The following is a 12,898-nucleotide window of genomic DNA, read 5'->3' on the forward strand; positions in this document are numbered from 1 at the left end:
TCATTACTGGTCTTGTAGGATTTCACATTCAGGGAAGGCATCGCGGAAAGCCTGCGGTACTGCCACAATGTGATAGTTGGCATCGTAACCGGTATTGAGATCAGGACTAGTGGCACGTCGGAAATCGAGTCGTTTGAGGTTCGTTAGCTTAAAGAGTACCTCTGGGAAGTGACGGAAATGGTTGAACGACAGATCCAGCTCTTCCAACTCACTAAAGGCGGCGACGCTCTCTGGCAGAGCCTTGAAAACATTACCGGATAGGCTCAGGCTACGAATATGACGGTAGTGTTCGATGCCTTTCGGCAGGTCACTCAGCAGGCAGTTCCCCAAATCCAAACGGGTGATATCGCTCCGTCCGGTTAGCTCTGCTGGCAGCTCAAATTTGGCGGCTCCAAGTTTGCCAAAGCGGTTGGCATAGTGTGTTGGATGCCAATGGTAGTTTGCCGGTTCTTTGTCGTGCCAGTATTGCATGATGGTATCAAAACCCGCGCCGCGCCGAAGGTCGAAAGTCCCGTTTTGGATCAGCGACTCCCAGATCGCCAGTAGCTGCGGGGTAGGTTTTTTCTGCATGAGTACATACATCAACCCCTCGCCATAACGGTCGAAGTAGCTCTTGGCAAACGCGTTACAGAGTGTTTCGCCCCATTTTTTGCGCTGTGCCTTGAGTTTCTCTACGAATTGCCCTTGCCCGTAGAAGTTGTTGTAGTCATCTCTTCCTCGAACTGAATGGAAGAGGATCCTGTCGTTGACAGCCAACTGGAATGCCTCATCGCCGTGGCCAGCAAGCAGTTGTTTGATCTGTTTGCGTAGGTTGTTGTCGGCGGTTGTTTTGAGGATCAAGAATAGCGGTAAGTGCAATTCATCGGTAATACCGCCTTGTTCGAGGAGTTGAACCGCGACTTGGTGGGTGGCTTCTTCCGGCGAGGCAAGCATAGCGAGAATGGAATCGCCCATTGTTTCATTGCCTTGCTGCTGAAGGAACTTCGGAGCCTGGGTGGTGAAATAATTCTGTAGGCTGGTGTCGTCAATGAGCGTATGGCGCTCGAGATCCAGTAATGAAATGTCTTTGGGCGCAGTGCCAATCAATACGTGGGTTACGTTGCCATCGAGCTTTTTGCTAACGCTAAAGCCTAGCTCAGTGGCTTTTGACTTGATTTCACCCGCTTTGATCCCGCTGCGGCCACAGATGAACAGTACGCTATTGGCATTGAGCGGCTTCAGCTCTTCATTGCTTTCCGCGAGCTGTCGCAGCCAGTTTTTATGCTGGGCTTTGAAGCGGTTGTATTTGGCTGCCATCAAGGTCAAATGGAACTCGGCTGGCATTTCCGGTAGTTCTCCCGGTTTATTGATGCCAAGCAGAGTATTTAGCCATTCTAGGCACTGCGTAGGGGGAAGCCCGCTGTCGCGCAGAATGGCCATTTCACTGACAATATGCGAGTGATGGATTGAAATCTCGACCTCTGGCGGCAATGCCAGCCATACCGGTTCGACATGCTTGGGGGTGATATCCAGTCTTAGCGCCTTGAGGCGTGGCAGGTGTTCCAAACCGTGCAGAGACGGGAGGTTGCAATATTCGTGTTCCCAAGGTTCGATCCAGATTGACTCCAATGAAGACATTTGGCTGATATCACCCAAGTCTGCCTTGTGACAGGCGAGCAGATTGAGCGTTTGGAGTGTTTGGTGGGTCGTGATTGCCGCTGGTAGCGAATTGCCGGCAAGCCCTCGCAGAGTTAGCTTTTTCAGTTGAGGAAGAGTAGGAAGTGCGCTGGCATCACCAATAGCGATATTCAAGTCGTTTAATTCTTGGCAGCCTGCGAGCCATTCAGGTAATCCGATTGCGTTTATATTGCCCATCCACAATTGTTTGAGCTTTGGCAGGTGCAGGTTCGCCAACGGGGCAAGATCCGTCTGTTCGCCATAGACAAACAATTCAGCAAGGGGCAGACCCAGTGGTAGCAGTGGGGCTTCGAGTTCGATATTGTCGAGCTTTAGCTGAAGTTTATGCATCTGTTTGAGATTGGCAAATAGCGCACTGGGTATGGGTGCACTCAAATTTTTGAGTTCGAATTTGCAGTGGGTGATATTGCTGATGTTAGCCAGCAACGAAGGGGCCAGATACCCGCCATGCTGCTCGATGGTTAATGACTCAAGCTGTACGTTAGTGGTCAGCATATCTGCAGGTAGTGCTTTATCCGTACTGATAGAGACTTGAAGTGCATTCAGGCTAGCCGGAAGACGAAGCGTTTTTATATCTGTAATGTTTGGTAGTTCGAACCTATATCCGTGCCCGCCGATATTCATCGAGAGTATTGCGGTGGCGGTAAGGTCGATATCTAGGGTTCGGCAGAGTGGGCTTAGGCTGATCTTTACTGTTTCGAGGCCTGAGTTGGCATCTGCATAGAAGGCAACGTCAACCGTGTCCAGAGTGATGTCCAATTGCTTTAATTGTGGCAATTGCCCAAGCAATGAGATGTTCTGGTTTGAGCATCGCTCAAGTTCCAGTGAGTATAATGCGTGAAGCATTGATGGGGTGACATCGGTGAAATCAGTATCCAGACCTTCGTCGGTATCGGTGATAAGGCATTCAAGTGAAGGGAATGCGTTGAAAAAGTCTGCATCAATGACCTGTTTGCCATTTGCACTGTCAAATTCTGCTATTTTGATTTTTTTGACATTAGGGTAAGCGGTGGCGATGGTTTGCCAGCTACCCAGAGGCTCATCCGTATCAATAACCAGATAATCGGTAGCGGGATGTACTTGGCTGAGAGCTTCGTCAACGCGAAAAGAGAGACGGGATTTTCCCATAGCGGTAAATGCCTTGTAGTTATAGTTAGCACAGGGGCGGAAACAATGATTGATGAATCTAACATTATATGGGTAATTATTTGAAAATTATACGCTTGTGAAATATGCCCGGTCTCTTGCTCCCGTCGGGGGATGGGAGTAGAAAGCGTATTCTGTACTACTAGTGAGGGGAAAAAAGTGCTCGCGTGGACGGTAATGGAATGAAAGATTGCATTATTAGTTCATGTTATTCGTTGTTGGTATTGTGATCTGGATCTAATATTTGTGAAAACAATAATATATTCAATCACGAGCGCTGAACGTTAGCGCGTCAGCCCCAAATGGCAACCAACTGGTTATAATAATGAGTGAAAATTCAACGCCTTCCCATTTTGTACGTAATTTAGCTGTTACATCCTTTGTGTTAATTATTCTGGCAGTACTGAGTTATTTCTACATTGAGCATCAAAAGAACTACCCAAGTACCGATGATGCCTATGTGCATGCCAACATTATCTACATTGCCCCGCAAGTCAGCGGAAAGGTGCTAACTACAAATATTGTCGATTACCAAAAAGTCAGCAAAGGTGATTTGTTGATACAGATCGATCCGGCCCCGTTTCAGGCTCAGTTAGACGAGGCACGCGCCGCCTATGAGATGGCCTTGCAGAATAATGCAGCGACTGATGATGCGATCTTGGCGGCGAGCGCCAATGTGAAAAGTGCTGTCGCACAGCTTTCTGATGCGCAGGCAACCTACCATCGCATTAAGGATCTGGTTACTAAACAATTGCTGCCTGCACAGCAACTTGATGACGTTCAGGCTAAGCTCTCTTCTGCGGAAGAAAATGTGATTGCGGCACGCGCTAAGATGTCGCAGTTGATCAAATCGCAAGGGGCTAAAGGCACTGAGGCTCCGGAAGTTAAGAAAGCCGCATCAGCGCTTAGCCAAGCAACATTGTCACTGTCATACACCAATATTTTCGCTCCTCGCAGTGGCAGCCTTGGTAAGTTGAGTGCGCATGCCGGTAGTGTGGTTTCACCGGGCCAGGCATTGGTACCGTTAGTTGAAGACAATACGTTCTGGGTACAGGCAAACTTCAAAGAAACTCAATTGGAGCGTATTACAAGCGGTATGCCGGCCAGTATTGAATTGGATCTGTATCCAAAAGCTGAATACCACGGCACTATTGAAGCCATTTCGCCGGCCAGTGGTTCTTCTTTTTCACTGCTACCACCGGAAAACGCGACAGGTAACTGGGTTAAAGTTCCGCAGCGATTCCCGGTACTTATCCGCCTGAGCAATGAGGCTGAACACCCTGATTTTCCTTTGCGTGTCGGGGCGAGTGCAACGGTAACGGTCGATACCGTTTCAAACCCTCAAGAGCAGTAAACATATGGCTGAAATTCCACACACTGCGAGTAACAATGATGACTCGCAGGTAATGAGTGAAGGCAGCCGTACCTTAGTGACATTGGCAGTGATGCTATCGGCAATCATGGTGTTGCTGGATATGACGATTGCCAATGTTGCCTTGCCGCATATGATGGGGGCTCTGGGTGTCACTTCGGATCAAATCACTTGGGTACTGACGTCCTACTCGATGGCCGAGGCAATATTTATCCCACTGGCCAGTTTCTTGGCTCTCAAGTTCGGGGTGCGTAAGCTCCTGCTGATGTCGGTTGTCGGTTTCGTCGTTACTTCGGCATTGTGCGGACAAGCGGATTCTATCGCCGAAATGGTAGTCTTCCGGGTGATGCAAGGGGCATTCGGTGCCTCGGTCATTCCGTTATCTCAATCCATTATGGTGCAGATATACCCGGCTAATCAGCGCGGTAAGGCGATGGCATTGTTCAGTGTCGGGGTACTTCTAGGGCCGATCCTTGGTCCGACATTGGGTGGGGTGATCACCGAGAATATGGATTGGCGTTGGATTTTCTACGTCAACTTGCCTATCGGTGCTATCTGTCTCGCGTTGATTTATTTCTTTGTCAAACTCGACGGCCGAGGTAAAACCAGCATTGACTGGCCGCTGGTGGTTGCCATGACAATAGGGATTGGCTTGCTGCAGATGGTGCTTGACCGAGGTAACGAGGACTCATGGTTTGAATCTAATATGATCCTGTTCTCGGCCATTATCAGTGCGATAGCTATTGTGTTTTTCGTGGCCCGATCCATTGTCACCAAGGGGGACATCGCGCCCGTTTGGTTGCTGCGGGACCGCAACCTTGCCATGTCGTGTATCGTGATGGCGGGTTTCTCAATGGGGATGTTCGGTATCACTCAGCTGCAGCCCATGATGCTTGAGCAGTTGCTGAACTACCCGGTTGAAACCACGGGTTTTGTGATGGCGCCTCGAGGCTTATCGTCGGCGATTGTCTTGCTATTGATAGCGAGATTTATCGATAGGTTAGATGCCCGGGTTCTGATTGTGATTGGACTTTCCTTGAATGCCCTGGGTACTTACTTGATGACCCAGTATTCATTGGAAATCAATATCTACTGGATTTTGTTGCCGAGTATCATTCAAGGCGCGGGCATGGGGTTGGTATTTGCACCGTTGAGCCAGTTGGCCTATGCGACATTGGCGCCGAAAGATACTGTGGGCGGGGCGGTGATCTATAACTTGTGCCGGACAATCGGCGGCTCTTTTGGTATCTCTATTGTGAATACCTACTTCTCGCGCACTCAGCAGCAGGAGTGGCATGCGTTAGGCGGGGCGTTGTCGCCAACTAACCCGGCGTTGCAACAGGCCGCTCAGGCTCAAGGTACAACCATTACCGATCCGGCGTTTTTGGTTCAAATCCAAAATATGTTGCACCAGCAATCTACGCTGACGGCCTTTGTCTACACGTTTGGCTTTTTGCTGATCTCATATTTGTGCCTGATCCCATTGCTGGCTCTGTTTAAGCCTAAGCCTAAAGTGGCATCATAGCGAGATCGCCAGCAAGGCAATAAATGGCCCTATGGTTTTTCTGTAGGGCCTATTTTTTTACCGAGTGCCGACGGGATGCTAACCCATAGTGTCCTAGATGGAAGAGTATCCTCAGGTATCTTGAGATAGCTTGGTTTTCACCTTGTTTATTGGGATTGGTTGTTTATTTGGATTGGGTCCAGCCTTTTAAGGCCCAAACCAGAGCTTTGGAAAGGAGTGAAAGCAAGGGCATGATCAGGAACGGTGATAAAATAGTCAGAATTACCGCAGGGATAAAATAAGGCCCATGATAATGAGTGAGCTTATAGCCGAAATAGCTCCATGACGCTAGGCAAACCGCGCCCATTAGCATACTGACATCGAGTACCCGCGCTATTTTCATTGCGATACCGCCGCCAATTAATACGCCGCAAACGGCCATAGCCAAATCGGCAAATTTCATTGTTAAAAGCATCATTGATAATTGTCACTATTATAATTGGATGATTGGTTGCTTAACCCATCGGGTATAAGTCCTTTATATCAGCGTCTTAGTATCTATGGTGATGCGTAGAAAGGCAATATATTGATTGAAATAACAATATACCTAAGTCACATCAAGATGACGCCTTCAGCGTGCGCAGAATGACATCCAGAAGGAGAGTTGGCACAGTCATCCTTGCCATGGGCGGGACTTGTTTTGCTGCGCCTTTTGAATTCGAAGTGGCTTTGGTAGAATGCCAAACCTAATCTGGCAGCCCTTGCCAGACAATGCAGATCAGAGAAACGCGACATGAAAGATACCCGCATAACCATAGGATTACTTAACCCGAAAAGCCCCGAGAATGTAGGAGCAGTGATGCGGGCTGCAGGGTGCTATCAGGCTGACGAAGTGAAATATACCGGCCAACGTTATGATCGGGCGATGAAGTTTATTACAGACACCAAAAGTGTCAGTCACACGATTCCTCTTTCAGGCGGGGACTCACTGCTGGATGATCTACCGGCGGATACGGAGATTGTATGCGTTGAATTGGCATTGGGGGCGACGCCGCTTCCTCAGTTCCAACATCCTAAGAAAGCCATTTATATTTTTGGCCCAGAAGATGGCAGCATTTCACAAGATATTACCGACAGGGCGGATCATGTTGTTTATGTGCCGACGGTTGGTTGCATGAATTTGGCCGCATCGGTCAATGTATTACTGTATGACCGTTTGGCTAAGTCTGAAAATATGGCACAAGGTGACGAATTGATTCGCAGCAGCCGTGATAACCGCAATAAACTTCGAGTGAAGAAGGTTGAACAACCCGCGTAATGAATGGATACCCAAGCTGATAAAATAAGCTTGGGTATTTTTTTATTATTATGCTGAAGGCTTTATTTTGATCGTGATTGGGAAAGCAATCAAGGTGAAAATGAAAGCATAGAAAATAGGCAGCAAGGCAACGCTGCAGCCCGCCAATACCGCATCCAGATCGATTGGATAGTGGCCAAAGATTCGAATGAGCCCGTATACCGTCGTTAATCCAGCGCTGATCCAGCAGATATACATGCAGCGCGTTGAGGTTATTGCGGCAGATTCTGATGGGCGAATGAAAAAAGCACAGAACGTCGGTAGAAACGTAGTGATGATTGATTGGCTATCATAAAACTGTTGCCATTCGGCCATATTAAGAAGATAGCCGATGGAAAAAATGCACCCGATCCAATAGAAAAGTAAACCAAGAAGTTTCAAAATTCACACCTGTTTTTATACAACCGTCATTAATAACGGCTTATTCGACGGAATTATATACCTAGGTTGTATTTGAATGCAGTATTTAGCGCGGAGGACTCAAATATTATCGGTAACATGCTTTATGAAAGCTTTGCTTAATGGGGTCTCATGGCGGTGCGGAGGTTTGACAATATGCCAGTAGGTGGTAATTGGAAATGATTTAACAGATAGCAGCTCAAATTGATTATCGATGCTCTCTTTGAGGGCGTATTCCGAAAGGATCGCTAACCCCATTCCCGCCATGACGCAATGCTTGATCGCTTCGTTGCTTTCGATAACCAGCTGCGGGTTAAACGTGATGTTGAGGGTCTTAAAATGCTGGTCAATAGCATGGCGTGTTCCAGATCCTAGCTCACGGGATAGCCATGGGTATTGGAGTAAAGATTTGGGTGAAATCTCTTTTTGCAAAGTCAGAGGATGGCCAGTGGGGGCGATGGGATATAAGCGATTGGGCAAGAAACGAGTGGCGAATGGTGGCATGTCTGGTTCAAGGTGACTAAATAGGTAGAGGTCATCGCGACCTTGCTGGTATCGGCTCAGGATTTTTTCACGGTTGGCAACTTTGAGGTCAATATCTACCAGCGGGTAGCATTGGCAAAAACTGCCTAGCAGGTGGGGGATGAAATATTTGGCTGAAGTAACGACGGCTACTTTCAATGTGCCAGCTTTGAGTTGCTTCAGGTCTGCAAGATCAATCTCCAGTCTGTCTAGGGTGTTGAAGAGTTCCTCACTGTATTTGGCTAGTATGTCGGCTGCCTGTGTAAAGACAATGCGCTTGCCGACTATTTGGTAGAGCGGCATATCAATTAAATCAGAAAGCTGTCGTAATTGGATAGAGACGGTTGGCTGGGTTAAATTTAATTGGTTGGCAGCCTTGGTAATCGATCCCGTTTCGTAGACCGTTAAAAAAACACGTAAGCTTCTGAAATTAGAGAGGCGTCGACGAAGATGCTGAGTCATAACCAGAGGTATAGATTTTTCTCAATACATACTATTTAAAGAATTAATTATACTTTAGACAGGTAATTTTGCATGGTTGCTTTAACCTTTTAGTCACATTGAACAGTGTAAGGAGGCAACATGAGTTTCAGTCCTATCCTTGTTCCTATCGCGCCTGAGCAGGCGCTCAATGATTCGTTCCATCAAGCGTTTAGATTTGCCAATCAGTGCGCAGCACAGGTAACGTTGCTGAGCGTGATAGAAGATCTTGCCGAGTTAAAAGAAATATCTCGTTATTCATGTACGACCCTTGATCTACTGGATAAGGCCACCAAGATATATCACGATGCACTCAAGGAGCACGTCCATGTGCTCAAGAAGCAATATCCAAACATCTGTTTCAATATCAAAATACGAATAGGCGTACCATTTATCGAAATTGTCAAGGAAGCGAATGCCAGTCATTCATCCTTGGTGATCATCGACTCCCACCGTGCCAACAAAACCGATGCATGCAAGCGTGGTAGTAATACTCTTCATTTGATGCGTAAATCCGCCGTGCCCATTTGGTCGATAAGTACCCATTCGCAACCTGTTAAGCAGGTTGTGGCGGCGATAGATTTGGCTAATCAGGACTATCAGGAATTTAATGCCAAAATAGTTGATTTGGCAGTGGAATTTTGTTCGGTAACTGGGGCTGAATTAACCCTTGTCCATGCATGGCGGCTTGAGTCTGAGGGTTTCCTTAGGAAGTGGAGCGGTTATGAGGACCTAGATATCGCCTTGCTGTCACAACAGATGCGCAGCGAGCGGCTTGAGCGTTTGAAGTCATTGCTGATCCCTTATGAAAATTCACCGATTGTGAAGCATATCAAGTTGCTCGAAGGTGAAACCCGTGAGGTGCTGCCCCGATATGTCGCCACAAGCGATACCGATTTGGTCATCCTTGGTTCATTGTCACGGACTGGAATTGCCGGCTTCTTGATGGGCAATACGGCTGAATCCATGCTCAATACCATGAGTTGTTCGGTGATCACATTGAAGCCAGATAGTTTCGTTTCGCCCGTGGTGGGGGAATAGGTGGATGAAGGTACGGGGAGGGGGTTGTTATGGAAATCGACAACAACGATCTATTGTCAAAGAAGTTGCAGGTGGTTATTCATCTCGCCGTACGTTCGTTATCTATTCTGATGGTTTTCGTCATTGTAATGGGCGTATTGGATGTCGCGTGGACACTATATCAACGATTGATTACGCCCCCTGTTTATATTTTGACTATCTCAGACATGCTGGCGACCTTCGGGGCGTTTATGGCGGTACTGATAGCCATAGAGATATTCATCAATATTACGATTTACCTTCGGGAGAGTGTCATTCATGTAAAGATAGTAATGGCGACGGCGTTAATGGCGATTGCCCGGAAAGTGATCATTATTGATGTGGAGCAGATGGATGCTACGTATCTATATGGTATTGCTGCGGTGGTCCTGAGTATGAGTGTCGGCTACTGGCTTATTCATTTGCTCCCCAGAAAGAGTCACCTTGAGGAATAATGGTGTGGTGCAGGTCTGTACGTGATTGAAACAATGACACGAACAAATGGCCTGCATCCCGTATTTTAATTGACCTAAACGGCAGGGGGCGCTTGGAAAAGGAGTTTGGACCTCGTTTTATTGCAGAAATAAGCACATATGGATGCAATGCTTATCTCGCGGTGTTTTCAGATAGCGTTATATACCTTACTATATATCGGCTTGAAAGGTATGAGGACAAAGCAATGAAATGTGGTTATGTAGGCAAGGTATTATGTGTGCTTGGGTTGGGATTGGCTTCTATGGTGACTCAGGCCGCCGAGACCGTTACTGTATTTGCTGCATCATCGTTGACTAACGCGCTAAATGAAGTGGCTGCGTTGTACGAGAAGCAGGCAGGGGTAAAAGCACGTATATCGTATGCATCATCGTCTACGCTGGCGCGGCAAATTGCTCAGGGGGCACCGGCAGATATCTATCTATCAGCCAACGAGCGCTGGATGGATTACCTGCAAGAGATCGATACAATCCAGCCTAAGACCCGTCAGTTACTGCTTGAAAACCACTTGGTCGTGGTTGCGCCAAATGACTATCCGAAAGATCATATTGAGGTGACAGCCGATTGGGATCTTGACCAAGCACTTGAGGGCACCCGACTCGCCGTGGGTGATCCGAACCATGTACCGGCAGGTCTGTATACTAAGGAATCGTTTGAATCCCTAGGGCTATGGCAGCAAGCGCTTCCGCTGTTGGCTCAGGCCAATAATGTTCGCTCTGCGCTACTGCTGGTGGAACGTAAAGAGGCGATGTTGGGTGTGGTTTATAAAACCGATGCCATGATTTCCCAAAAGGTAAAAATTGTCAGTGAATTGCCGGATAACAGTCATAGCCCAATTTCTTATCCTGTTGCTATTGTAAAAGATCGGGATATCGATACAGTACTCGGCTTTTATCACTTTATGCTGTCAAAACAAGCAGCAGAGGTGTTCGCCCGTTACGGGTTTGGAGAAGCGCATTAGTGTTAACGGATTATGAATTACAGGCATTGCTGTTAAGCCTGAAAATATCCGGTGTTTCGGTCTTGGTGAGTTTACCCTTGGGTATCGTCTGCGCTTGGTTGTTGGCTCGTTGCCAGTTTGTCGGCAAGTCGGTGCTTGATGGCTTGATCCATTTGCCCTTGGTGCTTCCGCCTGTGGTGATTGGCTACCTGTTGTTGGTTGTCATGGGACGCCAAGGTGTGTTGGGTAAGCTTTTTTATGAGTGGTTTGGTATTACCTTCAGTTTTAGCTGGCGAGGAGCGGTTATTGCCGTTGCCGTGGTTTCATTTCCTTTGATGGTTAGGGCGATACGCCTCGCTTTGGAGGGGGTGGATCGTAAATTGGAGCAGGCCGCTCGTACCTTGGGGGCAAGCCCGCTGAAAGTGTTTTTGACGATCACTCTGCCCTTGACGATGCCGGGGATCGTAACGGGCTCTATTCTTGCCTTTGCCCGTGCGTTGGGTGAGTTCGGGGCGACGATTACCTTTGTGTCCAACATTCCTGGTGAAACTCAAACAATCCCACTGGCGATGTACTCGTTTATCGAAACGCCTGGAGCCGAGGATCAAGCCGCCAGACTTTGTGTGATTGCCATTATCATTGCGCTGACATCGCTGTTGGTTTCTGAATGGTTATCGCGAATGGCCCGTCGTCGGCTGGAGGCTTAATGATCACGATTGATGTGAAAAAGGCACTGGGTGATTTGGATCTGGATGTTTCGCTGTCGTTGCCTATGCATGGGATCACGGCCATATTTGGTCGCTCTGGGGCTGGTAAAACCTCATTAATTAATATTATTAGTGGGTTAAGTACACCTGACAGCGGGGTGATCACGATTGGCTCGCATGTGCTTTTTGATAGCGAGCAGCAGGTCAATCTACCGCCTGAAAAACGTAAGATTGGCTATGTGTTTCAAGATGCCCGCTTGTTTCCGCATTATACGGTGAGCGGCAATTTGCGCTATGGCTGTAGCCAGCCCGATCCTGCCCAATGGGATAGTGTGGTTAACTTGTTGGGGATTGAACATCTTCTTAATCGTTATCCCGCATCATTGTCCGGAGGGGAGAAACAACGGGTGGCGATTGGCCGAGCCTTGTTGTCAAATCCGGATATGTTGCTGATGGATGAGCCTCTTGCCTCATTGGACTTGCCCAGAAAGCAAGAACTTATGCCGTATTTGGAGCGCTTGGCGAAAGAAGTCAAAATTCCAATCGTCTATGTTACCCATAGTCTGGATGAAATATTACGTCTTGCAGATCATATGGCGATGCTGAATCAAGGAAAGGTTTTAGTTTCAGGCCATGTGAACAGCGTATGGGGTTCACCGGAGATGCGACCTTGGCTTCCACCGAGGGAGCAGAGTTCATTGCTCAGTGCCAGGGTGAATTACCAACATCCCCATTATGCGCTAACTCAGGTGATGCTCAATCATGATGCGTATTTATGGGTTAAGGAACTGAAACGCCAGCGTGGTGAATGGGTGAGGGTAAGGATCCATTCTAACGATGTCTCTATTACCAAAGTTCGTCCTGAGCAAACCAGTATCCGTAATGTTCTGTCGGCACGGGTTGATAAGATCCACCCGGTCGATGATCAGCAGCAGGTGGAAGTGCGGCTTCGAGTGGGTGAGACGAATTTGTGGGCCAACATTACTTTATGGGCAGCTGATGAGTTGCGGCTACAGGTCGGCGATAAGGTATTTGCTCAAATAAAAGGGGTCAGCGTGACTCAAGATGATTTGGCTGCATTGTAAATTGGGAATAATAAATTTCTGCTAAATATATCCGTAATAATCCATATCCCAAGTCTTCAATATTATAAGAGTCGTATTATGCGGCTCTTTTATTTTTATGGTGGCAGTCCGTATTGACTATGTATACAGCCATTAGGGTTTGTGAACATCGACATAAA

Annotated in this window: 12 protein-coding genes; 9 read left to right on the forward strand and 3 right to left on the reverse strand. The window is 47.6% G+C overall.

All coding sequences use genetic code 11. The features are described from left to right. Nucleotides 1-3: 3 nt before the first annotated feature. Complete coding sequence (locus ABT56_RS16060) at nt 4-2,805, reverse strand: leucine-rich repeat domain-containing protein (RefSeq protein ID WP_047879896.1); 2,802 nt, start codon at nt 2,803-2,805, stop codon at nt 4-6. A gap of 343 nt (nt 2,806-3,148) precedes the next feature. On the opposite strand from ABT56_RS16060, the gene ABT56_RS16065 reads away from it, so the two are divergent. Then, nucleotides 3,149-4,177 (forward strand): HlyD family secretion protein, encoded by a 1,029-nt coding sequence (locus tag ABT56_RS16065; protein WP_047879897.1) that lies wholly within the window; start codon nt 3,149-3,151, stop codon nt 4,175-4,177. 4 nt (nt 4,178-4,181) lie between these two features. Next, nucleotides 4,182-5,720, forward strand: a complete 1,539-nt coding sequence (locus tag ABT56_RS16070) for a DHA2 family efflux MFS transporter permease subunit (protein WP_047879898.1) — start codon at nt 4,182-4,184, stop codon at nt 5,718-5,720. A gap of 163 nt (nt 5,721-5,883) precedes the next feature. On the opposite strand, the gene ABT56_RS16075 is transcribed toward ABT56_RS16070, so the two are convergent. Next, nucleotides 5,884-6,177 carry a hypothetical protein gene (locus ABT56_RS16075; protein ID WP_157037876.1) on the reverse strand — a complete coding sequence of 98 codons (294 nt, stop codon included), beginning with the start codon at nt 6,175-6,177 and terminating at the stop codon, nt 5,884-5,886. A gap of 315 nt (nt 6,178-6,492) precedes the next feature. On the opposite strand from ABT56_RS16075, the gene ABT56_RS16080 reads away from it, so the two are divergent. Both ABT56_RS16080 and ABT56_RS24015 read left to right on the forward strand, forming a co-directional pair. Beyond that, nucleotides 6,493-7,017: an RNA methyltransferase gene (locus ABT56_RS16080; protein WP_047879900.1), complete on the forward strand. Its 525-nt coding sequence runs from the start codon at nt 6,493-6,495 to the stop codon at nt 7,015-7,017. Nucleotides 7,018-7,204: 187 nt separating this feature from the next. Next, nucleotides 7,205-7,351, forward strand: coding sequence for a hypothetical protein (locus ABT56_RS24015; protein ID WP_157037877.1), 147 nt, complete (start codon nt 7,205-7,207; stop codon nt 7,349-7,351). Nucleotides 7,352-7,536: 185 nt separating this feature from the next. Here the strand turns inward: ABT56_RS24015 and ABT56_RS16090 are convergent, their stop codons facing one another. Continuing rightward, nucleotides 7,537-8,439 (reverse strand): LysR family transcriptional regulator, encoded by a 903-nt coding sequence (locus ABT56_RS16090; RefSeq protein WP_047879902.1) that lies wholly within the window; start codon nt 8,437-8,439, stop codon nt 7,537-7,539. Nucleotides 8,440-8,559: 120 nt separating this feature from the next. On the opposite strand from ABT56_RS16090, the gene ABT56_RS16095 reads away from it, so the two are divergent. The 5 genes from ABT56_RS16095 (at nt 8,560) to modC (ending at nt 12,740) form a co-directional block, all read left to right on the forward strand. Beyond that, the gene (locus ABT56_RS16095; RefSeq protein ID WP_047879903.1) at nt 8,560-9,498 is read left to right on the forward strand and encodes a universal stress protein; all 939 of its coding nucleotides are present in this window, start codon (nt 8,560-8,562) and stop codon (nt 9,496-9,498) included. Nucleotides 9,499-9,527: 29 nt separating this feature from the next. Then, on the forward strand, nt 9,528-9,971 hold the full coding sequence (locus ABT56_RS16100) for a phosphate-starvation-inducible PsiE family protein (protein ID WP_047879904.1): 444 nt from the start codon (nt 9,528-9,530) through the stop codon (nt 9,969-9,971). A gap of 224 nt (nt 9,972-10,195) precedes the next feature. Then, the gene (gene modA / locus ABT56_RS16105) at nt 10,196-10,969 is read left to right on the forward strand and encodes a molybdate ABC transporter substrate-binding protein (protein WP_047879905.1); all 774 of its coding nucleotides are present in this window, start codon (nt 10,196-10,198) and stop codon (nt 10,967-10,969) included. Next, nucleotides 10,969-11,655, forward strand: a complete 687-nt coding sequence (modB, locus tag ABT56_RS16110) for a molybdate ABC transporter permease subunit (RefSeq protein ID WP_047879906.1) — start codon at nt 10,969-10,971, stop codon at nt 11,653-11,655. The genes modA and modB overlap by 1 nt, the downstream gene beginning before the upstream one ends. After that, on the forward strand, nt 11,655-12,740 hold the full coding sequence (modC, locus tag ABT56_RS16115) for a molybdenum ABC transporter ATP-binding protein ModC (RefSeq protein WP_047879907.1): 1,086 nt from the start codon (nt 11,655-11,657) through the stop codon (nt 12,738-12,740). Before modB ends, modC begins: the two co-directional genes overlap by 1 nt. Nucleotides 12,741-12,898: the final 158 nt, after the last annotated feature.

The sequence above is a fragment of the Photobacterium aquae genome (genome assembly GCF_001029445.1).
GTDB lineage: Bacteria > Pseudomonadota > Gammaproteobacteria > Enterobacterales > Vibrionaceae > Photobacterium > Photobacterium aquae.